This is a genomic window from Lutibacter sp., assembly GCF_021647475.1.
Lineage (GTDB): Bacteria > Bacteroidota > Bacteroidia > Flavobacteriales > Flavobacteriaceae > Lutibacter.
Window position 1 is genome coordinate 52,874 of the sequence record NZ_JAKIUR010000003.1, and the last position, 24,798, is coordinate 77,671.

The following is a 24,798-nucleotide window of genomic DNA, read 5'->3' on the forward strand; positions in this document are numbered from 1 at the left end:
ATGGTAAATGAATGTTATGTGGTTTCGATTCCGCTCAACCACCAAATTTTTAAAAACAAAAATTATGAAACTTTGGGATAAAGGTTTTTCAACCGATAAAAAAATAGATTTATTTACTGTTGGTAACGATAGAGAATTAGATGTAATTCTTGCCAAATACGATGTAATTGGAAATATTGCACATGCAAAAATGTTGCACAGTATTGGCTTACTAACTAAAGAAGAATTAGTAGCATTAGAAAAAGAAATGAAATCTATTTTAGAAACTATTGAAGAAGGAAACTTTATTATTGAAGATTCCTTTGAAGATGTACATTCTAAAATTGAATTTTTATTGACAGATAAATTAGGCGATACAGGTAAAAAAATTCATACTGCACGTTCAAGAAATGATCAGGTTTTAGTTGATGTTCATTTGTATTTAAAAGATGCTTTAAATGAAATTAGCGGAGAAGTTGATGAACTTTTTGACTTGTTAATTTCATTAGCAGAACAATATAAAAGTGTGTTGATGCCAGGTTATACGCATCTTCAAATTGCCATGCCATCTTCTTTTGGATTATGGTTTTCAGCGTATGCAGAAACCTTAATTGATGATATTTATTTTTTAAAAGCAGCGTATAAAGTTGCTGATCAAAATCCGTTAGGTTCTGCTGCAGGTTATGGAAGTTCTTTCCCAATTGACAGAGATTTTACTACAAAAGAACTCAATTTTGAAACCTTAAAATTTAATTCTGTAGCTACTCAAATGGGAAGAGGTAAATTGGAAAAATCGGTTGCGTTTGCTATAAGTTCCATTGCAAGTACCTTATCAAAAATGAGTATGGATATTTGCCTGTATATGAGTCAGAATTTTAGTTTTATTAGTTTTCCAGATGAATTAACTACTGGCTCAAGCATTATGCCTCACAAAAAAAATCCCGATGTTTTTGAATTAATTAGAGGAAAATGTAACAAATTACAGGCATTGCCATACGAGTTTACTTTAATTACAAATAATCTTCCAAGCGGTTATTTTAGAGATTTACAATTGTTGAAAGAAGGATTAATTCCGTCATTTTCAACGTTAAAATCGTGTTTAGAAATGTTGACCTATTCCTTAAAAAATATTCAAGTAAATACTTCTATTTTAGAGGATGACAAATACGATTATCTATTTAGCGTAGAGGAAGTTAATAAGCTAGTTCAAAGTGGAATTCCGTTTAGAGATGCTTACAAAATTGTAGGGAAAAACATTCAGGAAGGTAATTTTAATCCAGACAAAAAAGTAAATCATACACACAAAGGAAGTATAGGTAATTTGTGTTTAGATGAAATTGTAGCTAAGAAAAATAAAGCATAAAATAAATAAAAATTAATGTCATATTGAGCTTGTCGAAGGGTGGTTGCCTTTTTCCTTAGTCTAGGTTTTCGTCTTCATTTATGAGATTGCCACAGTCGCTACCGCTTCTTCGCAATGACAAAAAAAAACCGTCATTGCGAGAGCAACGAAGCAATCTGTTGTTTTGGAGTTCTATTCATGAGAGAACTTCTCCCGATAGTTATCGGGATATACTTCCCTCGTTATGACGTGTTGGTTTTTGTTTTCGTCTTTGTTTTGGGCATTAGGCACTAGTTGTGCTTTTCCCTTTTCCCTTCGTTCTAGTTTCAGGGTAAAAGACAAAAACTTACATCCCAACCAACTTATTTAACGGTTTAATTCATTACAAATTTAAAGCCAAGAGAAACTATTCCTGCACTTAAGCCTGTGTTTCTTTTGTAATTGCTATACTTTAAATCTACACTTTTTAAACCAAGTTTCCAGATTTTACGTTCGGTAAAAATATCAGTATAAGAAATTCCAAAACCAATTTGACTAGAATTGTATTTAGATAAATCATAATCAGAAGTATAAAATTGTTCTGTAGATAAATGCTTCTCATAAGGTGCAAAATATTTGGCAGCAGTTTGCGTATAATATCTGTATGAAGGATAAAGAGTGAATTTATCGCTTATTTTAAAAGGGATTTCAATACTTGCCGTTTGTGAATTTATTCCCCAATCATCTGAATAATAACGGTAATACGTTCTTAAGGTAAGTTTTTCATTGATAAAATAATTAAAACGAGCTCCAAAAGGTATTTTCAATCTTGTATTTGGTAAACGTTCAATATCATCCGCTAACTGAAAAACATCGATATTACTTTTTGAAGTATAATTATTAATACTACTTGCATTACCAATATAAAAATTTGGAATATCGCTAAAATAAACACGTTGCATAGGGTTTGACAACCAACCTTTTTGCTGAACTACATCAACAAATAATGATAATTGTGCTTTTTTACTTATGATTTGAGATAAAGAAAGCGAAGCCGAATAAGAATTTCTTTTTTTATCAGTAACTAAGGTTGTATTTATAGGTTTCCAAGCGTTTGGACTGTTTTTATCAATAGCTAATCTATTTTGGTCATAGATAGTTACACCGCTAAAAAAACCATTATTTAAGTTTCCATTTACAACATTATAGGAGTGAATTTCAGTTGGATATCTAGGATTCCAATTATCTAAATACACATTTCCTTTAAGGTCAATTTCCGTATTTTTTTGATTGAATAATTTTGCTATTCCACCTCCAATTCCAAAAGATTGATAATCATATTCATGAGAAGTACTGAGATTTCCGTTAATAATAGTATTTCTATCTTTTGAAGAGTGGCTGTAATCAACAGTACCATTAACCCAAACATCGGAGCGAGATGCTCCAGTAGATTCCAGCCAAGGAGTTGCTCCTCTGTTTGCTACATTATTAGTATTTGCTTGTGAAGCTCCAGATTTTGCATTAAATCCGCCTTTATTTTTCGAGTTACTTTTGTCTTCATTTTTATCGCTGTCTCCATTTTGGTTTTTAAAAGTACTTCCCGAATAATCAAAAGGATTTAAATTACTTGATGAAGCTGACGTGTAGGCAGAAATAGTTGCATTTACGGAGATTACATCATTGTCATTTACAGGAATAGAAACAATAATATTTGAAGCTATATCAGTTAATTTTTCGTTTCCAATTCCGCCAGTTACGGCTGCATTATCTCCTTTTTGGCCGTATAAACTTGAAATTAAATCTACTTCGGCATTTTCTAATACTCTTTTTGTGTATTCTTTAGAAGTAGTTTTTAATGTTTGAGAATAACCGTAAAAAGAAATAAATAATAGGGCTAAAAATGATATTTTTTTCATTTAAATTATTTTAAAATTGATACTAAATTTATTAGTTGCAACCACAACCACCGCCAGATTTCCCTCCATTTGCACCAGAAGCACCTTCACGATACACTTGAAAACTAGTTTCAAAATGATCGATGTTTCTTGCAGACAAACTCATATCAGGGTCATTTAAATCAATTTTTTCATATTCCTTTACTGCTACGCAGGAATTTAACGTTGAAATAAGCATAACGGCAATGCCTAAATAAAGTAATTGTTTCATAATTTTTCTAGTTTTATATTTTTTGAAGTAGTAATTTTTCCTTTTTCGCTAACAATAATACAATCAATATTAGGAAGTTGATTTATTAAATTAATTCCTACGTTAGTTCCCATTACAAAAATAGAGGTTGCTAAAGCATCGGCTAATTCTGCTTTTGGAGCAAATACGGTTACACTAATAATACCACTTGCAGGGTAACCTGTTTTAGGGTTTATAATATGTGTATATCGGATATTATTAAATTTTACAAATTTCTCATAGTTGCCAGAAGTAACCACTGCTTTATCGCTAATTGGAAAAATACCAAAGGACACTTTTTTATTTAACGGATTGGTAATGGCAACTTCCCAAGGTTGTCCGTTAGGTTGTTTCCCCCAAGTATTCATATCGCCAGATGCATTTATGATTCCAGCTTTTACACCTTTTGAAATCAATAATGCTTTTGCTTTATCAGCTGCAAATCCTTTTCCAATACCTCCAAAACCGATTTTCATTCCTTTGTTTTTTAAAAATACTGTTTGATTTTTTTTATCAATAACAATATTTTGATATCCAACTTTAGCTACCGAGGCTTTAATTTTTTCTGCGGAAGGCATTTTTGTCATGCTTCCATCAAATTTCCATATTTTATCCATGGAAGCGTAACTGATATCAAAAGCACCTTCTGTTAATTTTGAAATTACTAAAGAACGTTCAATTAAATTAATTAATTCTAAATTTACTTTAACAGGCTTTATTCCAGCATTTTTATTTATGGCAGAAGTTTGAGAATTTTTATCCCAAGATGAAATTATTTTTGCAATTCGTTGAATTTCATTTATGGCTAAATTTATATAAGTTTCTCCTTCTTTTGGCGTAGCAGCAACCACCGTAATGTCAAATCTGCTTCCCATTAATTTCAAAGTTTTTCTATGAATAATTTGTCCAAAAGAAATAGTAGAAAAAAAGATAAAGACAATTAAAAAATACTTTTTATTCATTTTATATAAACGAATTTAGCAATTTTATATATTCAGCTGGAGTTGTTTTTTTATAGCCAGTATTTCCTAAAACAGTTCCATTTTTATCTAAAACAACAACAAACGGAAAATATCCTTTGGTATTGTATTTTTCCATTAAACTGTTGTTATAAGATTGTTGTTCAGTGGTTAATGAGTTTTTTTTCTTTCTTGGAAAATTAACTTTTACCATTACAAAATGGTTTTTAGAATAATTTACAAATTCATTTGAACTCCAAATTTCTTTATCTAATTTCATACAAGGAGCGCACCAGTCTGAACCTTGAAAAACCAATACAATACGTTCATTTTTCTGAGATGCAATTTTTTCGGCTTCTTTTAAATTGGTATGCCAAGTTTGTGCATTTAGTTGATTAATAGCGAATACTAGACAAAATAAGATGCTAATTTTTTTCATTGATTTTAAATTAATAGTTAGATTTTAAGTTAATAATTAGTAATATGAAAGATCGCCTAAATTAAATTTAGACGATCTTTACATCAAATAAATCAGGGCCTGTATTAATAATTTTATTTAAATTTAATATTGTAATTATAAGTTTAAAACAACTAAATTAAAGTTTACCCTACTTGCTAAATGTTAAAATTTGTTAAAGTAAAAACGGAAAAAGTTAAAAGATGTTAATTAGTAGTTATTATTAATTACAAGCATCCCAAATAACATCTTTGGGGGTTGGAGCAATAATACTAATGTTTTCTTTGGAAACAGGATGAATAAATTCAATTTTTTGAGCGTGTAAATGAATACTTGCATCTTTATTACTTCGGTTAAAACCATACTTTAAATCTCCTTTTATTGGTGAACCAATAGCTGCAAGTTGACAACGAATTTGGTGATGTCTGCCAGTTTCTAAATTAATTTCTAATAAGTGATAATTATCTAAAGATTTTAAAATTTTATAATGAAGTATTGCTTTTTTACTTCCTTTAATTTCAGAGGTATAAGAGGTAGATTTGTTGTTTTTTTGATTTTTTCTTAAAAACCCAATGAGTGTATCGCTTGTGTTTTTTGGCTTATTTTTGACTACAGCCCAATAGGTTTTATTCACCTTTTTATCTCGTAACATTTTGTTAAAACGCTCTAAAGCTTTTGAGGTTTTTGCAAAAACTACAATTCCTGTTGTAGGCCTATCTAACCGATGAACAACACCTAAAAAAACGTTTCCAGGTTTATTATATTTTTCTTTAAGATATGCTTTAATAATTTCATTTAATGGAGTGTCGCCAGTTTTATCCCCTTGAACAATATCACCAGAACGTTTGTTGATAATAATTAAGTGATTGTCTTCAAATAGTATTTGCAAGTTATTTTTAGTAGAAACCATTTTTTAAAATTCCTTTGCAACTTTGGTATTTAAATCAGCTATATATTTGAGTACTTCATCTTTTCCGTTTTTATTTGAAGCCGAGGTAACAAAATAAGGAGGCATTTCTTCCCAAATGGTTTGCGTCATTTTTTTAATGTAAACCTCAATGTTTCTATTTAGTTGAGATAGTTTTAATTTATCCGATTTTGTGAAGATAATACAAAACGGAATTCCACTTTCACCTAAAAACTGCATAAAATCTAAATCTATTTTTTGTGGTTCATGTCTAGAATCAACCAAAACAAAAGAGCAAACTAATTGTGTGCGTTGTAAAAAATAATCTTTTATAAAAGCTTGAAATGTTTGCCGTTTAGATTTTGAAACTTTGGCATATCCATAACCAGGTAAATCTACCAAAAACCAATTGTTGTTAATTTTAAAGTGATTTATAAGCTGTGTTTTTCCAGGTTTTCCAGATGTTTTTGCTAGCTTACTTTTATTGGTAAGCATATTTATCAATGATGATTTTCCGACATTAGAACGTCCAATAAATGCATATTCAGGTAGTTGCTCTTTTGGGCATTTAGAAACATTGGTATTGCTAATTACAAAATCAGCGGTATTAATTTTCATAAATTACAGCTTACGTTCAGTTAACCAGCTTTCCAAAATTTTGTTAAATTCATCTGGATGCTCCATCATAGTAGCATGACCACATTTATCAATCCAATATAAGTTGGCATCAGGTAATAATCTTTCAAAATCTACAGCAACTTCTGGAGGTGTAACATGGTCTTGTTTTCCCCAAATTATACAAGCAGGAACGTTCATTTTTGGTAAATCTTTAGCCATATTATGCCTAATGGCACTTTTTGCAATTGCCAATGTTTTAATAACTCTGCTTCTATCATTTACTGAAGCAAAAACTTCATCCACAACTTCTTTAGTGGCAACTTCAGGGTTGTAAAAAACTTCCTGTGTTTTGGTTTTAATATATTCGTAGTTTCCTCTTTTTGGATAGGTGTCACCTAATGATTTTTCATAAAGTCCAGAGCTACCCGCTAATACTAAACCAGTTACATTTTTAAGGTTTAATTTTGCGAAATATAGTGCAATATGTCCACCAAGTGAGTTCCCTAAAAGAATTGCTTTATCAATTTTTTTATGTATCATAAACTCCTTTAAAAACTTTGATATGTTTTTAACGTTGGTTTTTAAAAGAGGTAAATTATATATTGGTAATACAGGGATAATTACTTTGTAATCTTTTTTTGAAAAATAGTTAAAAACACCATCAAAATTACTTAAAGCTCCCATTAAACCATGTAATATTATAATTGGTTGGCCTTCACCAGCTTCAATGTAACTAAATTTTCCTTCTTTAATAAGATTATTATCCATTAAAATAAAATTTTATATCAAACACAAAGGTAACTTTTTTTTCGGTATTACTAGGGTTTTGAAATTGCTTAAATTTTAAATTTCAACTGATTGTAGTTCAATTTTTTAGCTTAATAACATGTGAATAAAACAAAAGTTATTAACAAAGTGGAGAAAAGTGGGTAAAAGTGGGAAATAATTTATATTTTTGAATAAGTCCAAAACGAACTATGGTTAATTTAATAGGAACATATGAATGTAAAGCAGATGTAAAGGGGAGGCTTACTTTATCCGCAAGTTTAAAGAAACAACTTTCACCAATATTGCAAGATGGCTTTGTATTAAAACGATCTGTTTTTCAGCCATGTTTGGAATTGTACCCAATGGCAGAGTGGACTTTATTAATGACAAAGGTCAATAAACTTAATCGTTTTGTAAAGAAAAATAACGACTTTATTAGACGGTTTACTGCAGGAGTAAAAACAATAGAGTTGGATAATTCTGGAAGGTTATTAATTCCTAAAGATTTACAAAATTTTGCTGGAATTTCTAAAGAAGTGGTGCTTTCATCAGCCTTGAATATTATTGAAATATGGGATAAAGAAAAGTATGAGAAAGCTATTGATGATGCTACAGTAGATTTTGCTGATTTAGCAGAAGATGTTATGGGTAATGTAACTGATGCCGATCATGAATTATCATAACCCCGTACTTTTAAAAGAAAGCATTGATGGTTTAGCAATTAAGCCAAATGGTATTTATGTAGATGTAACCTTTGGAGGCGGAGGTCATTCTAAAGAAATTTTGAAATATTTAAATAGAGATGGAAAATTATTTGCCTTTGACCAAGATGAAGATGCAAAACAAAATAGTTTAGAAGATGAACGCTTTACTTTAATTCCGCAGAATTTTAGATATATAAAAAGGTATTTACGGTTTTACAATATAAAAAAAGTAGATGGAATTTTAGCAGATTTAGGAGTTTCCTCACATCAATTTGATGTAGCTGAACGAGGATTTTCAACTCGGTTTAATGCAGATTTGGATATGAGAATGAATCAAACCGACGTGTTAACCGCCTACGGAGTAATTAATAACTATAAAGAATCTCAATTAAGTGATGTGCTGTTTCAATATGGCGAATTAAGAAATGCCAGAAGTTTAGCTAAAAAAATAGCAGAAGCAAGAATCGAGAAACCGATTAAAACAAGTTTCGATTTAAAACAAGTGTTGAATGATTTTATTCCGAAATCTAAAGAGCATAAAGTTTTGGCTCAAATATTTCAAGGGATTAGAATTGAGGTAAATCAGGAGATGGAAGCTTTAAAAGAATTTTTATTACAAGTTCCTGAATTGTTAAATCCTAATGGACGGTTAAGTGTAATTTCTTATCATTCATTAGAAGATAGATTAGTAAAACGATTTATAAAAAACGGAATGTTTGAAGGGGAACCAGAGAAAGATTTTTATGGGAATATTTCAGTTCCAATGAAAAAAATTGGAAAATTAATAATTCCAAGTATAGATGAAATTAAATTAAATAATAGAGCACGTAGTGCAAAACTAAGAATAGCAACTTTAAAATAAATGTCAAAAATTAAAAAAAACATATACAATATTCTTAAAGGTAATTTTTTAATCAGTGATGATGCTTTAAAAAATTGGAAGTTTTTGGTTTTTGTAGTGGTGTTAATGTTGTTTATGATTTCAAGTGCACATTATGCAGATAGGCAAGTTTTAGAAATTGCAAAATTGAATAAAGAAATTAAAGAATTAAAAGCTGAATTTGTAGATACACGTTCAATAGCAATGAAAATAAAGTTAGAATCAAACATTAAAAATAAAGTAAAAGAATTAGGATTACAGCCAAGCGAAAATCCGCCTGAAATTATTAAAGTAACCTCAAAACCTGTTAAATAACCTTGTCAACAACCAAAAAAAGCATATTAAATAAATTATATATAGTATTTGCATTTGTAGTATTATTCATGATTGCTATACTTATAAAACTAGTTAACATACAGTATGTTGAGGGAGATAAGTATCGGAAATTATCACAACAGCTTACACTTAAAAACGACACTATTTTTGCCAATAGAGGCAATGTTTTTTCAGATGATGGTAGCTTACTTGCTACATCAAAATCGGAGTATGAAATTAGGATAGATGCAGTAACTATTGATGGTGAAATATTTGAAAAAAACATACGTAGTTTGTCTAAATCTTTATCAGGATTATTAGGAAACACTTCTTTTTATTGGGAAACTAAAATCAGAAAAGCACGAACTAATAAAAATAGATATTTATTTATTGCAAGAGGACTTGGATATATTAATTATATGAAAATCAAACACTTTCCTATTTTTAAATTAGGAATGTATAAAGGTGGTTTTATTGCAGAACAATCTACCGTACGTGCACATCCTTTAGGTAAAGTTGCAGAACGTACTATTGGATATGATGATTATAGAGGTGGACCAGGAATAGAAGGTGCTTATAAAAAGTATTTACGCGGTAAGTTTGGTTGGAGAATGAAACAAAAAATTGCTAAAGGACAATGGAGACCAATTAGTGATTCCAATGAAAAAGATCCAGTTGATGGTAAAGATGTTATTACTACGTTAAATGTAAACATTCAGGATATTGCACATCACTCTCTTTTAAGGCAGTTAGAATATTACCATGCAGAACACGGTTGTGTGGTAGTTATGGAAACAAAAACTGGCGAGATAAAAGCAATTTCTAATTTGGGAATTAATTCGGAAGGAAAATATTATGAAAAACGAAATTATGCAGTGTATGAATCTATAGAACCTGGTTCAGCTTTTAAATTGATGTCATTAGTAGCTGCTTTAAAATTAAAAGCAATTGATACCAGTACTATTGTAGACACTAAAGATGGAAAATTTAAAATGTATGGTAGATATATTCACGATTCTAAAAGAGGTGGACACGGAGTAATTTCAGCCGCAAAAGCATTTGAGGTTTCTTCAAATATTGGATTTGCTCGTTTAATAGATGATCATTTTAAGGATAAGCCAAGTAAGTTTATAAATGCATTAAAAGGTATGCACTTAGATAAACAGTTAGGGTTAACTATTAAAGGAGAAGGTTATCCGGAAATTCCTTCACCTGGAGATAAAAAATGGAGTAAAAATGCATTACCATCTATTGCTTATGGATATAATTTAAGAATGACTCCTTTACAAATTTTAACTTTTTACAATGCAATTGCCAATAACGGTGAAATGGTGAAGCCTAGATTTGTAAAAGAAATTAGATCAAGAAATCAACATCATAAATATTTTGAAAAAGAAGTAATTGACCCAGCTATTTGCTCAAAACAAATTATATCAGAAGTACAGGAATTACTTAAAAATGTGGTTAAGCTTGGAACTGCTAAAAAACTATATAGTAAAAACTTTTCTATGGCTGGCAAAACAGGAACTGCACGAACAGAATATTGGATGCCAGATTGGAATAAAAATAAAAGATATGTTTCTTCTTTTACAGGATATTTTCCAGCAAAAAATCCTAAGTATTCTTGTATTGTAGTTATTTTCAAACCAAAAGTTCAAAAAGGGTATTACGGTGCAGATGTTTCTGGCCCTGTTTTTAAAGATATTGCTCAAAAAATTTACACTTCAAATCCAGATGTTAAAGTCATCAATGCAAATGATACACGCAATTTTGCAAGTGTAAAAAACAACTATAATTCTTACTACACCATCTCAAATAAGGCAACTCGGACGATGCCTAATTTAAAAGGAATGGCAGAAATGGATGCCATTCCTTTTCTTGAAAATTTGGGATTAAAAGTTACTTGTGAAGGAACGGGTAAAGTAGTGGAACAATCTATAAAAAAAGGAGAAAAAATAAGTAAGGGCAAAACAGTAGTTTTAAAATTATCAACCTAATTGAAAATCGTTAAAAACATATTAAATAAGGTAGCTATAAATTCCGTTGTGGGGAATGTTAATGTAGCGGTTGCAAATGTTGTTTTTGATTCGCGTAAAGTAATCAAAAACAGCATGTTTGTAGCTCAAAAAGGTCTGGTTTTTAACGGTCATAAATTTATAAATAAAGCTATTGAATTAGGTGCTACTTCAATTGTTTGTGAAGAATTACCAAGTAATTTAATCGCAAATGTGGTTTATGTACAAGTAGCAAATAGCAATTCGGCATTGGCAATTATAGCTGCTAATTTCTACAACAATCCTTCATCTAAATTAAAATTAATAGGAATTACAGGGACCAATGGAAAAACAACCATTGCCACATTATTATATGAATTATTTAAAAAAGCTGGTTTTAAAGTAGGTTTATTTTCTACCGTTAAAATTTTGGTTAATGATAAAGAGTTTAAAGCAACACATACCACACCAGATTCTATAGCCATAAATTACTATTTAAATAAAATGGTTGAAAAAGAAGTTTCTTTCTGTTTTATGGAAGTTAGTTCTCATGGAATTCACCAAAAAAGAACAGAAGGATTACTTTTTGATACGGGTGTTTTCACCAATTTAACTCACGATCATTTAGATTATCATAAAACCTTTAAAGAATACCGTGATGTAAAAAAATCATTTTTTGATGCTTTACCAAAATCAGCGAATGCTTTGGTAAATACTGATGATAAAAATGGATTAGTAATGTTGCAAAATACTAAAGCTAAAAAATATACTTATGCTTTAAAAACTATGGCAGACTTTAAAGCTAAAATTATAGAAAATAGATTTTCAGGATTGTTATTGTCTATAAATAATCAAGAAGTTTGGACACATTTAGTTGGAGAATTTAACGCCTATAACTTAACAGCAATTTATGGTGTTGCCAAATTATTCGGATTAGAATCTATTAAGATATTAACAATTATAAGTCAGTTAAATAGTGTAAAAGGTCGTTTTCAGTACCTAACTTCTAAAAATGGAATAGTGGTGGTAATTGATTATGCTCATACACCAGATGCGTTAAAAAATGTACTTCAAACGATACAAAATTTAAAAAATAAAAACAATCAAATAATTACCGTTGTGGGATGCGGAGGTGATAGAGATAAAGCTAAACGTCCTGTTATGGGGCGTATAGCTTCTCAATTAAGCTCTCAAGTAATATTCACTTCAGATAATCCTAGAAGTGAAAATCCTCAAACTATTATTGATGAAATGGAAGCTGGTGTAGAGCAAATTAATTTAAAAAAAGTGGTTCATATTTTAGAACGATCACAAGCCATAAAAATGGCATCTAAACTAGCCGTAAAAGGAGATATTATTTTAATTGCAGGAAAAGGTCATGAAACCTATCAAGAAATAAAAGGAATAAGAAATCATTTTGATGATTATGAAGAAATAACTAAAAATTTTAAAGCAATAGCAAGTTAAAAATGTTGTATTATTTATTTGAATATTTAGAAAAACACTACAGTATAGCTGGTGCAGGATTGTTTCAATACATTACCTTTAGGTCTGCTTTTGCCTTTATAATTTCATTATTATTTTCAACCATTTACGGTAAACGAATTATTGATTTTTTACAACGAAAACAAGTAGGTGAATCTGTTAGAGATTTAGGTTTAACAGGTCAAATAGAAAAAGCTGGAACACCTACAATGGGTGGAATAATTATTATTTTAGCAACATTAATTCCGGTATTATTACTTGCTAAAATAGAAAATATTTACATTATCATTTTAATTGTAACCATGCTTTGGATGGGTGCTATTGGTTTTATTGATGATTATATTAAAATTTTTAAAAAAAATAAAGAAGGATTAAAAGGAAGATTTAAAATATTAGGTCAAATCACATTAGGAATTTTTGTTGGTGGCATGTTATATTTTAATCCACAAGTTACTATTAAGCAAAAACTTCCTGTAAAATTTCAATATGTTACAGAAAACGGCACACCGATTTTATTTGGAAAAGCTGAAAAATCAACCAAAACAACCATTCCATTTGTCAAAAATAACGAACTAAATTATGCTGATGCACTTAATTTATTTGGAAATGGATTAAAAGATTATGCTTGGTTAATATTTATACCAATTGTAATTTTTATTATAACAGCAGTTTCAAATGGAGCAAATTTAACGGATGGAATTGATGGGCTAGCAGCGGGTTCTTCGGCGATAATTGTACTTACTTTAGGGATTTTTGCCTGGGTATCAGGTAATATCATCTTTGCGAATTATTTGGATGTTATGTACATCCCAAATTCTGGGGAAATGACGGTTTTTATTTCTGCTTTTGTTGGAGCTTTAATTGGGTTTTTATGGTATAACACGTATCCCGCTCAAATATTTATGGGAGATACTGGTAGTTTAACCATTGGTGCAGTAATTGCAGTTTTAGCTATTGCGGTACGTAAAGAATTGCTTATTCCTATTTTGGCAGGCGTGTTTTTAGTTGAAAATTTATCCGTAATCCTTCAAGTAAGTTATTTTAAATACTCCAAGAAAAGATATGGAGTTGGTAAACGGATTTTTAAAATGTCACCATTACATCATCATTTTCAAAAGTCAGGATATCATGAAAGTAAAATCGTTGTCCGATTTTGGATTATAGGAATATTGTTAGCAGTATTTACCATTATCACTTTAAAATTACGATAAAATGAAATTGGTGATTTTAGGTGCTGGTGAAAGCGGCGTTGGAGCTGCCATTTTAGGTAAACAAAAAAATTATAAAGTTTTTGTTTCTGATGCAGGAAGCATAACTAAAAAATATAAAAACGTTCTTTTAAATAATGAAATTTCTTTTGAAGAAGGACAACATTCTAAAGCTATAATTTTTGAAGCAGATATTGTTGTTAAAAGCCCTGGAATACCAGATACTACTCAAATTATAAAAGAAATTAAGGATAGAGATATTCCGATAATTTCTGAAATTGAGTTTGCTTTTACTTTTTGTAATGCTAAAATTATTGGAATTACAGGTTCAAACGGGAAAACAACAACAACTATGTTAGTGCATCACATTTTAAAAAATGCACAGCTAAATGTTGGAATGGGAGGTAACATTGGTAAAAGTTTTGCACAACAGGTTGCTGAAGATAAAGTGGATTATGAAGTGTTGGAATTAAGTAGTTTCCAGCTCGATGGCATTAAAAATTTTAAGCCAAGTATTGCCATTATTACCAATATAACACCCGACCATTTAGATCGGTATAATTACAAATTTGAAAACTATATCAATTCAAAATTTAGAATAACTAAAAATCAAACTGAAGAAGATTATTTAATATATGATAATGAAGATAAAGTCATTTCAAAATGGTTAAAAACTAATAAAATAAAATCAAAATTACTTCCTTTTTCTACTGAAAAAGAATTAGAAGAAGGAGCATTTATAAGAAATAACAACATCATAATAAAATATAATAATATAGAAAATTCAATAATGAGTATTTCAACACTAGCATTAAAAGGAAAACACAATACTAAAAACGCAATGGCAGCAGCCATGGCAACAACCTTGTTAAAAGTAAGGCAAAACACTATTAGAGAAAGTTTAGAAGATTTTGAAGGAGCCGCACATCGTTTAGAGTCTGTGTTAAAAATTAACGGAGTTCAATATATAAATGATTCAAAAGCTACCAACATAAATGCAACTTTTTACGCATTAGATAGTATGCAATCTCCAACAGTTTGGATTGTTGGCGGGGTAGATAAAGGAAATGATTATTTAGAGTTAATGCCTTTGGTCCGTGAAAAAGTGAAGGCAATTATTTGTTTAGGACTTGATAATCAGAAAATTGTGCAAACATTTGGGAATGTTATCAATTTAATTGTTGAAACTGCTGGAGCAGAAGAAGCCGTTAAAGTTGCTTATAAAATTGCCGAAAAAGGTGATACGGTATTATTATCGCCAGCTTGTGCAAGTTTTGATTTGTTTGATAATTATGAAGATAGAGGAAACCAATTTAAACAAGCAATAAAAGAGTTGTAATTAGTGAAAAAAATCCTAAAAAATATTGAAGGTGATAAAGCCATTTGGGCAATTGTAGCAGTTTTAGCATTGCTATCATTTATGCCAGTTTATAGTGCAAGTACAAATTTAGTGTACGTTGCAAATTCTGGAACACCAACTTATTATCTAGTAAAACATGGAATATTGTTGTTTTTAGGATTTTTAATTATTTATGGAGTTCATAAAATTCCATTTAGATATTTTAGTGGAATTTCAGTGATAATTCTTCCGTTTGTTTTTATATTATTAGCTTATACGTTAACGCAAGGTCATACCATAAATGGGGCAAATGCAAGTAGATGGATTCAAATACCATTTATTGGTGTTGGCTTTCAAACTTCTGCTTTAGCAAGTATTGTTTTAATGGTTTATGTGGCACGTTATTTATCAAAAAATAAAGAAAAAAAAATTACGTTTAAAGATAGCCTATGGCAATTATGGTTACCAGTAGGTGTTATTTTGTCCTTAATTTTACCCGCAAATTTTTCTACAACGGCAATCATTTTTTCAATGGTTTTAATGCTCACTTTTGTAGGTGGTTATCCTTTAAAATATTTAATGTATATCATAGGATTTGGATTAGTTTCTTTAGCTTTTTTTATGTTGGTTGCAAAGGCTTTTCCTACAGTTATGCCTAATAGAGTAGATACTTGGATTAGTAGGGTTGAAAATTTTTCAAATAAAGATGCAAAAGAAGGATACCAGGTTGAAAAAGCAAAAATAGCTATTGCAACAGGAAGTTTATTTGGTAAAGGAGCAGGTAAAAGTGTGCAAAAAAACTTTTTACCACAATCATCTTCTGATTTTATATTCGCCATTATTATTGAAGAATGGGGATTGGTAGGGGCATTATTTGTGATTATAATGTATTTAGCATTGCTAATTCGAATTTTAGTAGCAGCTCAAAAAGCGATAAGTATTTTTGCCTCATTAATGATAATAGGAGTTGGTTTACCAATAATTTTTCAAGCGATAATTAATATGGCGGTAGCGGTGAATTTGTTCCCAGTTACAGGTCAAAATTTACCTTTAATTAGTAGTGGAGGAACTTCAATTTGGATGACTTGTATTGCTATCGGAATTATATTAAGTGTAACCGCAGAAAAAGAAATTGTACCGAATGAATTAGATGAAAACCCTTTAGATATTTTACATGAAGCAATCCATTAACATATTAATTAGCGGAGGTGGCACAGGAGGTCACATTTATCCAGCAATTTCTATAGCCAACGAGTTAAAGAAAAAGTATGAAAATGCTTCGTTTTTATTTGTTGGATCAAAGGATAGAATGGAAATGCAAAAAGTACCACAAGCGGGTTATGATATAAAAGGATTATGGATTTCTGGAATTCAAAGAAAATTAACGCTCAAAAATTTATTATTTCCTTTAAAATTGATAAGCAGCTTATTTAAAGCATATACAATTATTAAAAAATTTAAACCGAACATTGTAATTGGAACTGGCGGATTTGCTAGTGGACCAACTTTATATGTTGCCAATCTTTTAAATATAAAAACAGTTATTCAAGAACAAAATTCATATCCTGGAATAACCAATAAATTGTTAAGTAAAAAAGCGGATAAAATTTGTGTGGCTTATGACGGATTAGAGCGGTTTTTCCCTAAAGATAAAATTGTAAAAACAGGAAATCCTGTTCGTCAAGATTTGTTAAATAGTGAAAATAAAAGGCAAGAAGCAATTTCTTTTTTTGAGTTAGATACAAACAAAAAAATAGTGTTGATTTTAGGTGGAAGTTTAGGTGCAAGAGCTATCAATAATCTAATTCAGGAAAATATCAAATGGCTGGTTTCAAAACACATTCAAATAATTTGGCAAACAGGCAATTTGTATTATAATGAATTCAAAAAATTTGATGAATTAGAAGGCGTAAAAACCTATGCTTTTTTGAATAAAATGGATTTAACTTTTGCCGCAGCCGATTTTGTAATTAGTAGAGCAGGTGCTAGTACGGTTTCTGAATTATGTATTATTGGAAAACCTGTAATCTTTATTCCTTCTCCAAATGTAGCGGAAGATCATCAAACTAAAAATGCATTGGCTGTAGTTCACAAAAATGCAGCATTATTATTAAAAGAAAATGAACTAGCAAGGTTTCAATCTGTTTTTAATGAATTAATCACAGATGAAAATTTGCAAAAAACACTAAGTGAAAATATCAAAAAATTAGCATTACCAAATGCAACAAAAAATATAATTAAAGAAATAGAAAAATTAATAACAAATAATTAATTGAATTTAAACAATATACATAACGTTTATTTTATTGGCATTGGAGGCATAGGAATGAGTGCTTTGGCAAACTATTTTAGTAGTACAGGAAAAATAGTGGCAGGGTATGACCGAGTAGAAACTACGATAACCAAATCACTTTCAGAAAAAAACATAACAATTCATTTTGAAGATGCTGTTACATTAATTCCTGAGCAATTTAAAAATAAAGAGAACACAATTATTGTTTTTACACCTGCAATTCCAACAGACAATAACGAATTAATTTTTTTTAATAAAAACGGATTTACCGTTTTAAAACGTTCTGAAATGTTGGGCGAAATCACAAAAAATACGTTTTGTTTAGCAGTTGCAGGAACGCACGGAAAAACAACTACTTCAACTATTTTAGGTCATATTTTAGAAGTTAATAAAGTAAATGCAACTTCTTTTTTAGGAGGAATTTCTGAAAATTATAATTCAAATTTAATATTAGGAGGAGATAAAGTTACGGTTGTTGAAGCTGATGAATTTGATCGATCCTTTTTAAATCTTTCACCAAACATTGCTTGTATAACTTCTATGGATGCAGATCATTTAGATATTTATAAAAATAAAACAGCATTAGAAGATTCTTTTAAAGAATTTGCAAGTAAGGTATCAGAGACTCTTTTTGTTAAAAAAGGATTGTCCATTTTTGGGAAAACCTTTGCGGTGAATGAAACTGCAGATTATTCAGCAACCAATTTAAAAATTAACCAAGGTAGTTATGTTTTTGACATAAAAACACCTACTGAAATTGTAAAAAATATACAAATTAATTTACCCGGAAAACATAATGTGCTAAATACGGTGGCAGCTTTGGCAATGGCAAATAGTTTTGGAATTTCAATTCCGGCCATTGCTAAGGCTTTACTAACATTTAAAGGCGTAAAAAGACGTTTTTCTTATAAAATTAAAACAGAAAAACTCGTGTTAATTGATGATTATGCACATCATCCTACAGAAATAAATGCGATTGTAGATGCTGTAAAAGAAATGTATCCAAATAGAAAGAATATTGGCATTTTTCAACCCCATTTATTTAGTAGAACTAAAGATTTTGCAGATGATTTTGCAAAAAGCTTGTCCAGATTTGATGAAGTTATTTTGTTGGATATTTATCCTGCACGCGAAAAACCTATAAAAGGAATTACATCGAACTGGCTTTTAGAGAAAATTGAGAATAAAAATAAGCTACTTTCTAGTAAAAAATATATAGTAGCTAATATAAAAAAATCTAAAGCTTCTGTTGTGGTAATGATTGGAGCTGGAGATATTGGTGAATTAGTTGAAAAAGTAACTCAGAAATTAAAAAGTGAAGATTAACGGGATTTACATAAAAGGGATTGCATTACTTGCATTGGTAATTTTTTTATACGGATTTTCAAATCATAAAAATGATCAAGAAAAAGTAAAAAAAATAGAAGTTCAATTTGAGAAAGGAACTAATCTTTTTATGAGTTATCAAATGGTTAATAAATTGTTAATACAAAAAAATGAAACCCCTAAAAACATTGCAAAATCTGTTATAGATTTACATAAATTGGAGTCAAAAGTGCTTGCTCACCCCATGGTTGAAAATGCTGCTGTTTATTTAACCGTTGATGGCTTGTTAAAAGCAAGAGTTAAACAGCGAACACCTATTGCCAGAGTTATAACAAATAATAAGAGTTATTACATTGATAAACAGGGTGAAACAATGCCTTTATCACCTAATTACTCTGAAAGAGTTATGTTGGTTTTTGGAGCTGGTAATAAAAAGGATAATGCTAAAATTTATAAACTGGTAACGGCAATTTTGAGAGATAAAATTTTAAAAAATTTATGCATAAGCATTCAAAAAAGCGATGAAAATGAATTCATTTTAAATACAAGGATTGGTAATCAAAAAATTTTAGTTGGAAATCTGAAAAATTTAAATCAAAAATTACAGAATTTAAAATCGTTTTTGAATAAATCAATTGGTGATAAAACTATTAATAATTACGCATTAATAAATTTAAAATACAACAATCAGGTTGTGTGTACAAAAAAGTAAATTATGGAACACAATGATATTTCAGTAGGATTGGATATAGGAACAACAAAAATTGTTGCTATGATTGGTCGTAGAAATGAATATGGAAAAATTGAGATACTTGGTACAGGAAAAGCGAAAAGCTTAGGAGTGCATAGAGGCGTTGTTAATAATATAACTCAAACCATTCAATCAATTCAAGCGGCTGTAGATGAAGCTATTGCAGTTTCTGGGATAAAAATTCATGAAGCTGTAGTAGGCATTGCAGGTCAGCATATTAGAAGTTTACAACATAGTGATTATATCACTAGACCAAATTCTGAAGAAGTTATTAATGACGAAGATTTAGAAAAACTTGAAAAGCAAGTTTATAAATTAGTAATGTTACCTGGTGAAGAAATAATTCATGTGTTACCACAGGAATTTAAAGTAGATGGGCAATCTGAAATTACAGAGCCAGTTGGAATGTATGGAGGTAGATTAGAAGCTAATTTTCATGTAGTAGTTGGGCAAGTTTCTTCTATTAGAAATATTGGGCGCTGTATTAAAAGTGCAGGTCTTGATTTGGCAGGTATTACCTTAGAACCACTAGCTTCTGCAGAAGCAGTTTTAAGTAATGAAGAAAAAGAAGCAGGGGTTGCGTTGATTGATATAGGAGGAGGAACTACTGATTTAGCCATTTTTAAAAATGGAATAATTCGTCATACGGCTGTGGTACCATTTGGCGGAAATGTGATTACTGAAGATATTAAGGAAGGTTGCTCTATTATTGAAAAACAGGCTGAATTATTAAAAACGAAATTTGGTTCCGCTTGGCCAGGAGAAAATAAAGAAAATGAAATTGTATCAATTCCAGGGTTAAGGGGAAGAGATCCAAAAGAAATTACACTTAAAAATTTATCTAAAATAATTCATGCCAGAGTAGTTGAAATTGTTGAACAGGTATTTATGGAAATAAAAAATTATGGACATGAAGAACCTAAAAAAAAGCTAATTGCAGGTATCGTTTTAACAGGTGGAGGAGCTCAATTAAAACATTTAAAACAGCTTGTTGAATATATAACTGGAATGGATACTAGAATTGGATATCCAAATGAGAATTTAGCAGGAGATTCTGATGAAAGCTTGTCAAGTCCACAATATGCTACTGCTGTAGGCTTATTAATGAATGGATTAAATAAACTAGAAAAAGATAAAGATAAAGAAAGCGAAATTTCAGATGATGCTTCTCAAGAAAAAGAAAAGGATAGTACTGAGGAAAAAGAAGCAAAACAACCTAAAAAATCAATTTTTGAAAAATGGGCAGATAAGTTTAGAGATTTTTTAGATAATGCAGAATAAATAGAATAAGAAAGAAAAATACCAATACATATATTATGAGCAATTCAGATTTTAATAACATTTCATTCGATTTACCAAAAAATAAGTCGCACGTTATAAAAGTAATCGGCGTTGGAGGTGGTGGTAGCAATGCTGTAAACCACATGTTTTCACAAGGAATAAACGGTGTAGATTTTATAATTTGTAATACCGATGCTCAAGCATTACAAAATAGTCCAATACCTACTAAAATTCAGTTAGGAGTTTCTTTAACCGAAGGATTAGGAGCTGGTGCAAATCCTGAAGTTGGTGAGCAGGCCGCAATGGAAAGTATTCAAGAAATTAGAGAAATGCTTTCATCACATTCTAAAATGGTATTTATTACTGTTGGTATGGGTGGAGGCACCGGTACAGGTGCAGCACCAGTTATTGCAAAAGTGGCTCGTGAATTAGATTTGTTAACTATTGGTATTGTAACAACACCTTTTTCTTTTGAAGGAAAGACTAGAAATGAACAGGCTCAAAAAGGAATTGATAAATTACGTGAATATGTAGATTCATTAGTGGTTATTAATAATAACAAATTGCGTGAAGTTTATGGCAATTTAGGATTTAAAGCAGGCTTTTCAAAAGCGGATGAAGTTTTATCAACGGCCGCAAGAGGAATTGCTGAAGTAATTACGCATCATTACACTCAAAATATCGATTTAAAAGATGCTAAAACAGTTTTATCGAATAGTGGAACTGCTATAATGGGTTCTGCTTCAGCAGCAGGTGTTGATCGTTCAGAAGAAGCAATTACCAAAGCGTTAGATTCTCCATTGTTAAATGATAATAAAATTACAGGAGCTAAAAATGTGTTATTGTTAATTGTTTCTGGTACAGAAGAAATTACTATTGATGAAATAGGAGAAATTAACGATTACATTCAATCTGAAGCTAAATCAAATGTAAATATTATTATGGGAGTTGGTGAAGATGAATCTTTAGGCGATGCCATTTCTGTTACTATAATTGCAACTGGATTTACTAAAGATCAGCAATATGAAATTGCAAATACGGATCCAAAAATAATTAAACATATTTTAAATGATGAGCAGGAAGCTACTTTTGATTTTAACGAAAAAACAGTACAGAATACCGTTAAAATAGATGAAGAAAATAAAAGTGAGGAAACCTTTATTAATGAAGACAAAATTATATATGATTTAGGAGAAGACTTGGAGGAAGAAGTTAGCTTAATTCCAACTACCGAATTCATTAAAAATATTGATATAGTTTATGATGAAGTGTTGGTAGAAAATGTTGAAGAATTTGAAATTACAGAAATTAAATCTGAACTTATTGAAGAAAAAGAAGAACCTATTGAAGATGAAAATCAAATATCCTTTACTTTTGATTTGCCAATTAAAGAAGCCCAAAAAATTACTTCTAAAAATAGTATAAACGCTGAAAAATTTGAAGTTAATAATCATGAAATTGTTGAGTCTAGTAAAAAAGTAGAAGAGGAAGTTTATTTTTCATTAGAAGATTATACTGAATTAGAAGATAATTTAACAAAAGCAACAAAACCAAAAGCTAAAGTTGAAACTGTTATTGAAGAAGAGCTAAAATTTACACTTAGTTCAAAAGAAGAAATTAATAATCAAGAAGTTGTAGATTATAAAGAAGTTTCTCCATTAGATTTAACTATTGAAGAATTACAAAAAAGAGCCTCTGAAAGACGTGATGAAATGAAAAATTTCAATTATAAATTTATAAATAATATCAAGAAAAAAATTGATGATATAGAAAAAGAACCAGCTTATAAGAGAATGGGAGTAGAATTAAATGAAACTACCCATTCCTCTGAAATTAATCAATCTCGTACTTCTTTAGAAGTTGATGAGAATGATAATATTCAATTTAGATCAAATAACTCATTTTTACATGATAATGTAGATTAAAATATTGCCCAAGGACTAAGACCCTTAGAATTGTTTTCTAAGTTTTAACTCGAAAATCTTATATTAAAAGAAGATTTTCGAGTTCTTTTTTTTTATCTTCGCAAAACTAAATTAGTTTACACATGAGTTTGCAAAATAAAGTAATGAGTAAAATTAAAAATGCTATGAAATCTAAAGATCAAGTAGCATTAGCATCTTTAAGAGCAATAAAATCTGAAATTTTATTAGCACAAACAAAAGGAGGAGCATCAGAAGAATTATCGGAAGAGGAAGAATTAAAAATTGTCCAAAAATTAGTAAAACAACGTAAAGATAGTGCAGCTGTTTATCAAGAACAAAACAGAAATGATTTGGCTAAACCAGAATTAGCACAAGCAAATATAATTGCACAATTTTTACCTGAGCAACTAAGTGAAGAAAAAGTAGTAGAAATTATTTCAAAAATTGTTAAAACTGTTGAAGCCTCTTCAATGAAAGATATGGGAAAAGTTATGGGAATGGCTTCAAAAGAATTAGCAGGTAAAGCTGATGGTAAAGCTATATCAATGGTTGTAAAAAAATTACTTTCATAAATATTAAAGGCCTCGTGGCGCAACTGAATAGCGCACTGGACCTGCCTGCCGGCAGGCAGGTTTCGGACTTGAAAATTAAATGATATAATATAATATGTTTTATGTATATGTTCTTTATAGTAAAAAGCACAATAGAAAATATACAGGCATGACTATTGATATAGAGAGAAGATTAAAGGAGCATAATACAAAACAAAATAAATCAACAAAAGCATACGCACCTTGGGAAGTTATTTTTAAAGAAGCGTTTAAAACAAGATTAGAAGCAAGAGAAAGAGAAAAATATTTAAAATCAGGAGTAGGTAGAGAATTTATAAAATCTTTACAATTACAAGAAAATTAAAGGCCTCGTGGCGCAACTGAATAGCGCACTGGATTTCGGCTCCAGCGGTTGCAGGTTTGAATCCTGCCGGGGTCACAAGTTGAACCTTCAACCAAAAGTTGGAGTTTTTTTTAATCCTTAATTTTAAACTTGATAGTATTAAATTTCCCTAATATTTATCAGTTTATAAACCAATTTTAACCTTTAATTTTGTTGTAAGTTTAAAAGTAATTTTATTTAAAAGAATTATGCTAATATTTCAAGATATATTAAATACTTTAATGTTAAATTGGGAAATAATATTTTTCTTTTTTTTAATAGCAATTCTTTATTCATCTGTTGGTTTTGGTGGAGGTTCAAGTTATTTAGCTGTTTTAACATTAACATCATTGGCGTTCACCCAAATTAGAGCAATAGCTTTGTTGTGTAATATTGTTGTTGTATCTGGTGGTACTTTTCTGTATATGAAAAATAATTTGTTTAATTGGAAAAAGATTTTTCCTTTAGTGTTGTTGAGTGTTCCAATGGCTTTTATAGGAGGCTCTTTAAAAATAAGTCATTCTTTTTTCTTTATCCTTTTAGGTGTTACACTTTTAATAGCTGCTGTTTTAATGTGGTCTTCAAAATATATTTCTAAAAAAAGTGAGCAAGTCAACTTTAAAAAATCGGTATTAAAAAATATTTCTTATGGAGGTGGAATTGGATTTATTTCTGGAATGGTTGGTATTGGTGGAGGCATTTTTTTAGCACCACTTTTACATTTAACAAAATGGGATACTCCCAAAAGAATTGCAGCAACCTCTAGCTTTTTTATTTTAGTGAATTCAATAGCAGGGTTAATGGGACAATATTTAAATCCTGATTTTTCAATTAAACCAACTATTACCATTATGTTGATGATGACCGTTTTAATTGGAGGTCAAATAGGCTCAAGGTTGAGTACAAAAGTTATTTCACCAATTAATTTAAAAAGAGGAACAGCTATATTAATTGCTGTTGTTGGGATTCGTCTTTTGATAAAGTACCTGTTTTAAAAGATACTTTTACAGTTTGAAGTTTTAATAATATTTTTTTGTATATCCGTAATCTAACATAATGTCTGTTATCCTAAACTCAAAAAATACTGGTTATTAAATGGTAATGAGATGCTGAAATGAATTCAGCATGACGTTGTTATTTATTAGTACTAATTACGAACAATCAGATATTT

Annotated in this window: 24 protein-coding genes and 1 tRNA gene; 18 read left to right on the top strand and 7 right to left on the bottom strand. The window is 29.9% G+C overall.

What is annotated here, in order from left to right; genetic code table 11:
* The first annotated feature begins 64 nt into the window (after positions 1 to 64).
* Positions 65 to 1,342, top strand: a complete 1,278-nt coding sequence (argH, locus tag L3J60_RS01360) for an argininosuccinate lyase (RefSeq protein ID WP_291973601.1) — start codon at positions 65 to 67, stop codon at positions 1,340 to 1,342.
* Between the two features lie 353 nt (positions 1,343 to 1,695).
* On the opposite strand, the gene L3J60_RS01365 is transcribed toward argH, so the two are convergent.
* The 7 genes from L3J60_RS01365 to L3J60_RS01395 all read right to left on the bottom strand — a co-directional run bounded on the left by L3J60_RS01365 (position 1,696) and on the right by L3J60_RS01395 (position 7,193).
* A complete protein-coding gene (locus tag L3J60_RS01365) occupies positions 1,696 to 3,216 on the bottom strand; it encodes a DUF3570 domain-containing protein (RefSeq protein ID WP_291973603.1) in 1,521 nt (506 codons plus the stop codon).
* A gap of 31 nt (positions 3,217 to 3,247) precedes the next feature.
* Positions 3,248 to 3,466 (bottom strand): DUF4266 domain-containing protein, encoded by a 219-nt coding sequence (locus L3J60_RS01370; protein ID WP_291973605.1) that lies wholly within the window; start codon positions 3,464 to 3,466, stop codon positions 3,248 to 3,250.
* Positions 3,463 to 4,446 (bottom strand): FAD:protein FMN transferase, encoded by a 984-nt coding sequence (locus tag L3J60_RS01375; protein WP_291973607.1) that lies wholly within the window; start codon positions 4,444 to 4,446, stop codon positions 3,463 to 3,465. The genes L3J60_RS01370 and L3J60_RS01375 overlap by 4 nt, the downstream gene beginning before the upstream one ends.
* A 1-nt stretch (position 4,447) precedes the next feature.
* Positions 4,448 to 4,882, bottom strand: coding sequence for a thioredoxin family protein (locus tag L3J60_RS01380; protein ID WP_291973609.1), 435 nt, complete (start codon positions 4,880 to 4,882; stop codon positions 4,448 to 4,450).
* Positions 4,883 to 5,123: 241 nt separating this feature from the next.
* Complete coding sequence (locus L3J60_RS01385) at positions 5,124 to 5,810, bottom strand: RluA family pseudouridine synthase (protein WP_291973611.1); 687 nt, start codon at positions 5,808 to 5,810, stop codon at positions 5,124 to 5,126.
* Positions 5,811 to 5,813: 3 nt separating this feature from the next.
* Positions 5,814 to 6,425: a ribosome biogenesis GTP-binding protein YihA/YsxC gene (gene yihA / locus L3J60_RS01390; RefSeq protein ID WP_291973612.1), complete on the bottom strand. Its 612-nt coding sequence runs from the start codon at positions 6,423 to 6,425 to the stop codon at positions 5,814 to 5,816.
* Positions 6,426 to 6,428: 3 nt separating this feature from the next.
* The gene (locus tag L3J60_RS01395) at positions 6,429 to 7,193 is read right to left on the bottom strand and encodes an alpha/beta hydrolase (RefSeq protein ID WP_291973615.1); all 765 of its coding nucleotides are present in this window, start codon (positions 7,191 to 7,193) and stop codon (positions 6,429 to 6,431) included.
* Between the two features lie 209 nt (positions 7,194 to 7,402).
* On the opposite strand from L3J60_RS01395, the gene L3J60_RS01400 reads away from it, so the two are divergent.
* The 17 genes from L3J60_RS01400 (at position 7,403) to L3J60_RS01480 (ending at position 24,622) form a co-directional block, all read left to right on the top strand.
* Positions 7,403 to 7,876: a division/cell wall cluster transcriptional repressor MraZ gene (locus L3J60_RS01400; RefSeq protein ID WP_291973616.1), complete on the top strand. Its 474-nt coding sequence runs from the start codon at positions 7,403 to 7,405 to the stop codon at positions 7,874 to 7,876.
* The gene (gene rsmH, locus L3J60_RS01405; RefSeq protein ID WP_291973618.1) at positions 7,863 to 8,759 is read left to right on the top strand and encodes a 16S rRNA (cytosine(1402)-N(4))-methyltransferase RsmH; all 897 of its coding nucleotides are present in this window, start codon (positions 7,863 to 7,865) and stop codon (positions 8,757 to 8,759) included. Before L3J60_RS01400 ends, rsmH begins: the two co-directional genes overlap by 14 nt.
* Entirely contained in the window at positions 8,760 to 9,092 is a 333-nt protein-coding gene (locus tag L3J60_RS01410) for an FtsL-like putative cell division protein (RefSeq protein WP_366836651.1), read from the top strand.
* Positions 9,093 to 9,160: 68 nt separating this feature from the next.
* Positions 9,161 to 11,089 (top strand): penicillin-binding protein, encoded by a 1,929-nt coding sequence (locus tag L3J60_RS01415; protein WP_291973620.1) that lies wholly within the window; start codon positions 9,161 to 9,163, stop codon positions 11,087 to 11,089.
* The gene (locus tag L3J60_RS01420) at positions 11,090 to 12,553 is read left to right on the top strand and encodes a UDP-N-acetylmuramoyl-L-alanyl-D-glutamate--2,6-diaminopimelate ligase (protein WP_291973622.1); all 1,464 of its coding nucleotides are present in this window, start codon (positions 11,090 to 11,092) and stop codon (positions 12,551 to 12,553) included.
* Positions 12,554 to 12,555: 2 nt separating this feature from the next.
* Positions 12,556 to 13,782, top strand: a complete 1,227-nt coding sequence (gene mraY / locus L3J60_RS01425) for a phospho-N-acetylmuramoyl-pentapeptide-transferase (RefSeq protein WP_291973625.1) — start codon at positions 12,556 to 12,558, stop codon at positions 13,780 to 13,782.
* Position 13,783: 1 nt separating this feature from the next.
* Entirely contained in the window at positions 13,784 to 15,118 is a 1,335-nt protein-coding gene (murD, locus tag L3J60_RS01430) for a UDP-N-acetylmuramoyl-L-alanine--D-glutamate ligase (protein WP_291973626.1), read from the top strand.
* A gap of 3 nt (positions 15,119 to 15,121) precedes the next feature.
* Positions 15,122 to 16,309: an FtsW/RodA/SpoVE family cell cycle protein gene (locus L3J60_RS01435; RefSeq protein WP_291973628.1), complete on the top strand. Its 1,188-nt coding sequence runs from the start codon at positions 15,122 to 15,124 to the stop codon at positions 16,307 to 16,309.
* On the top strand, positions 16,293 to 17,390 hold the full coding sequence (murG, locus tag L3J60_RS01440) for an undecaprenyldiphospho-muramoylpentapeptide beta-N-acetylglucosaminyltransferase (RefSeq protein ID WP_291973630.1): 1,098 nt from the start codon (positions 16,293 to 16,295) through the stop codon (positions 17,388 to 17,390). The genes L3J60_RS01435 and murG overlap by 17 nt, the downstream gene beginning before the upstream one ends.
* Positions 17,391 to 18,737 carry a UDP-N-acetylmuramate--L-alanine ligase gene (gene murC, locus L3J60_RS01445; RefSeq protein ID WP_291973632.1) on the top strand — a complete coding sequence of 449 codons (1,347 nt, stop codon included), beginning with the start codon at positions 17,391 to 17,393 and terminating at the stop codon, positions 18,735 to 18,737.
* Positions 18,727 to 19,449 carry a cell division protein FtsQ gene (locus L3J60_RS01450; RefSeq protein WP_291973634.1) on the top strand — a complete coding sequence of 241 codons (723 nt, stop codon included), beginning with the start codon at positions 18,727 to 18,729 and terminating at the stop codon, positions 19,447 to 19,449. The genes murC and L3J60_RS01450 overlap by 11 nt, the downstream gene beginning before the upstream one ends.
* A 3-nt stretch (positions 19,450 to 19,452) precedes the next feature.
* Positions 19,453 to 20,769: a cell division protein FtsA gene (gene ftsA / locus L3J60_RS01455; RefSeq protein WP_291973636.1), complete on the top strand. Its 1,317-nt coding sequence runs from the start codon at positions 19,453 to 19,455 to the stop codon at positions 20,767 to 20,769.
* Positions 20,770 to 20,804: 35 nt separating this feature from the next.
* Positions 20,805 to 22,694 carry a cell division protein FtsZ gene (gene ftsZ / locus L3J60_RS01460; RefSeq protein ID WP_291973637.1) on the top strand — a complete coding sequence of 630 codons (1,890 nt, stop codon included), beginning with the start codon at positions 20,805 to 20,807 and terminating at the stop codon, positions 22,692 to 22,694.
* Positions 22,695 to 22,816: 122 nt separating this feature from the next.
* Positions 22,817 to 23,266: a GatB/YqeY domain-containing protein gene (locus L3J60_RS01465; RefSeq protein ID WP_291973639.1), complete on the top strand. Its 450-nt coding sequence runs from the start codon at positions 22,817 to 22,819 to the stop codon at positions 23,264 to 23,266.
* Positions 23,267 to 23,360: 94 nt separating this feature from the next.
* Positions 23,361 to 23,609, top strand: coding sequence for a GIY-YIG nuclease family protein (locus L3J60_RS01470; RefSeq protein ID WP_291973641.1), 249 nt, complete (start codon positions 23,361 to 23,363; stop codon positions 23,607 to 23,609).
* Position 23,610: 1 nt separating this feature from the next.
* Positions 23,611 to 23,684: transfer RNA gene (locus L3J60_RS01475), tRNA-Arg, on the top strand.
* A gap of 152 nt (positions 23,685 to 23,836) precedes the next feature.
* Positions 23,837 to 24,622, top strand: a complete 786-nt coding sequence (locus L3J60_RS01480) for a sulfite exporter TauE/SafE family protein (protein ID WP_291973643.1) — start codon at positions 23,837 to 23,839, stop codon at positions 24,620 to 24,622.
* The last annotated feature ends 176 nt before the right edge of the window (positions 24,623 to 24,798 follow it).

Coding starts and splice junctions, on each gene's coding strand:
- L3J60_RS01480 (WP_291973643.1), top strand. CDS start 23,837: ATGCTAATATTTCAAGATATATTAAATACTTTAATGTTAAATTGGGAA.
- L3J60_RS01380 (WP_291973609.1), bottom strand. CDS start 4,882: ATGAAAAAAATTAGCATCTTATTTTGTCTAGTATTCGCTATTAATCAA.
- L3J60_RS01365 (WP_291973603.1), bottom strand. CDS start 3,216: ATGAAAAAAATATCATTTTTAGCCCTATTATTTATTTCTTTTTACGGT.
- L3J60_RS01375 (WP_291973607.1), bottom strand. CDS start 4,446: ATGAATAAAAAGTATTTTTTAATTGTCTTTATCTTTTTTTCTACTATT.
- murG (WP_291973630.1), top strand. CDS start 16,293: ATGAAGCAATCCATTAACATATTAATTAGCGGAGGTGGCACAGGAGGT.
- L3J60_RS01400 (WP_291973616.1), top strand. CDS start 7,403: ATGGTTAATTTAATAGGAACATATGAATGTAAAGCAGATGTAAAGGGG.
- L3J60_RS01395 (WP_291973615.1), bottom strand. CDS start 7,193: ATGGATAATAATCTTATTAAAGAAGGAAAATTTAGTTACATTGAAGCT.
- L3J60_RS01385 (WP_291973611.1), bottom strand. CDS start 5,810: ATGGTTTCTACTAAAAATAACTTGCAAATACTATTTGAAGACAATCAC.
- mraY (WP_291973625.1), top strand. CDS start 12,556: ATGTTGTATTATTTATTTGAATATTTAGAAAAACACTACAGTATAGCT.
- L3J60_RS01465 (WP_291973639.1), top strand. CDS start 22,817: ATGAGTTTGCAAAATAAAGTAATGAGTAAAATTAAAAATGCTATGAAA.
- L3J60_RS01415 (WP_291973620.1), top strand. CDS start 9,161: ATGATTGCTATACTTATAAAACTAGTTAACATACAGTATGTTGAGGGA.
- ftsZ (WP_291973637.1), top strand. CDS start 20,805: ATGAGCAATTCAGATTTTAATAACATTTCATTCGATTTACCAAAAAAT.
- rsmH (WP_291973618.1), top strand. CDS start 7,863: ATGAATTATCATAACCCCGTACTTTTAAAAGAAAGCATTGATGGTTTA.
- L3J60_RS01470 (WP_291973641.1), top strand. CDS start 23,361: ATGTTTTATGTATATGTTCTTTATAGTAAAAAGCACAATAGAAAATAT.
- ftsA (WP_291973636.1), top strand. CDS start 19,453: ATGGAACACAATGATATTTCAGTAGGATTGGATATAGGAACAACAAAA.
- L3J60_RS01370 (WP_291973605.1), bottom strand. CDS start 3,466: ATGAAACAATTACTTTATTTAGGCATTGCCGTTATGCTTATTTCAACG.
- L3J60_RS01410 (WP_366836651.1), top strand. CDS start 8,760: ATGTCAAAAATTAAAAAAAACATATACAATATTCTTAAAGGTAATTTT.
- argH (WP_291973601.1), top strand. CDS start 65: ATGAAACTTTGGGATAAAGGTTTTTCAACCGATAAAAAAATAGATTTA.
- yihA (WP_291973612.1), bottom strand. CDS start 6,425: ATGAAAATTAATACCGCTGATTTTGTAATTAGCAATACCAATGTTTCT.
- murD (WP_291973626.1), top strand. CDS start 13,784: ATGAAATTGGTGATTTTAGGTGCTGGTGAAAGCGGCGTTGGAGCTGCC.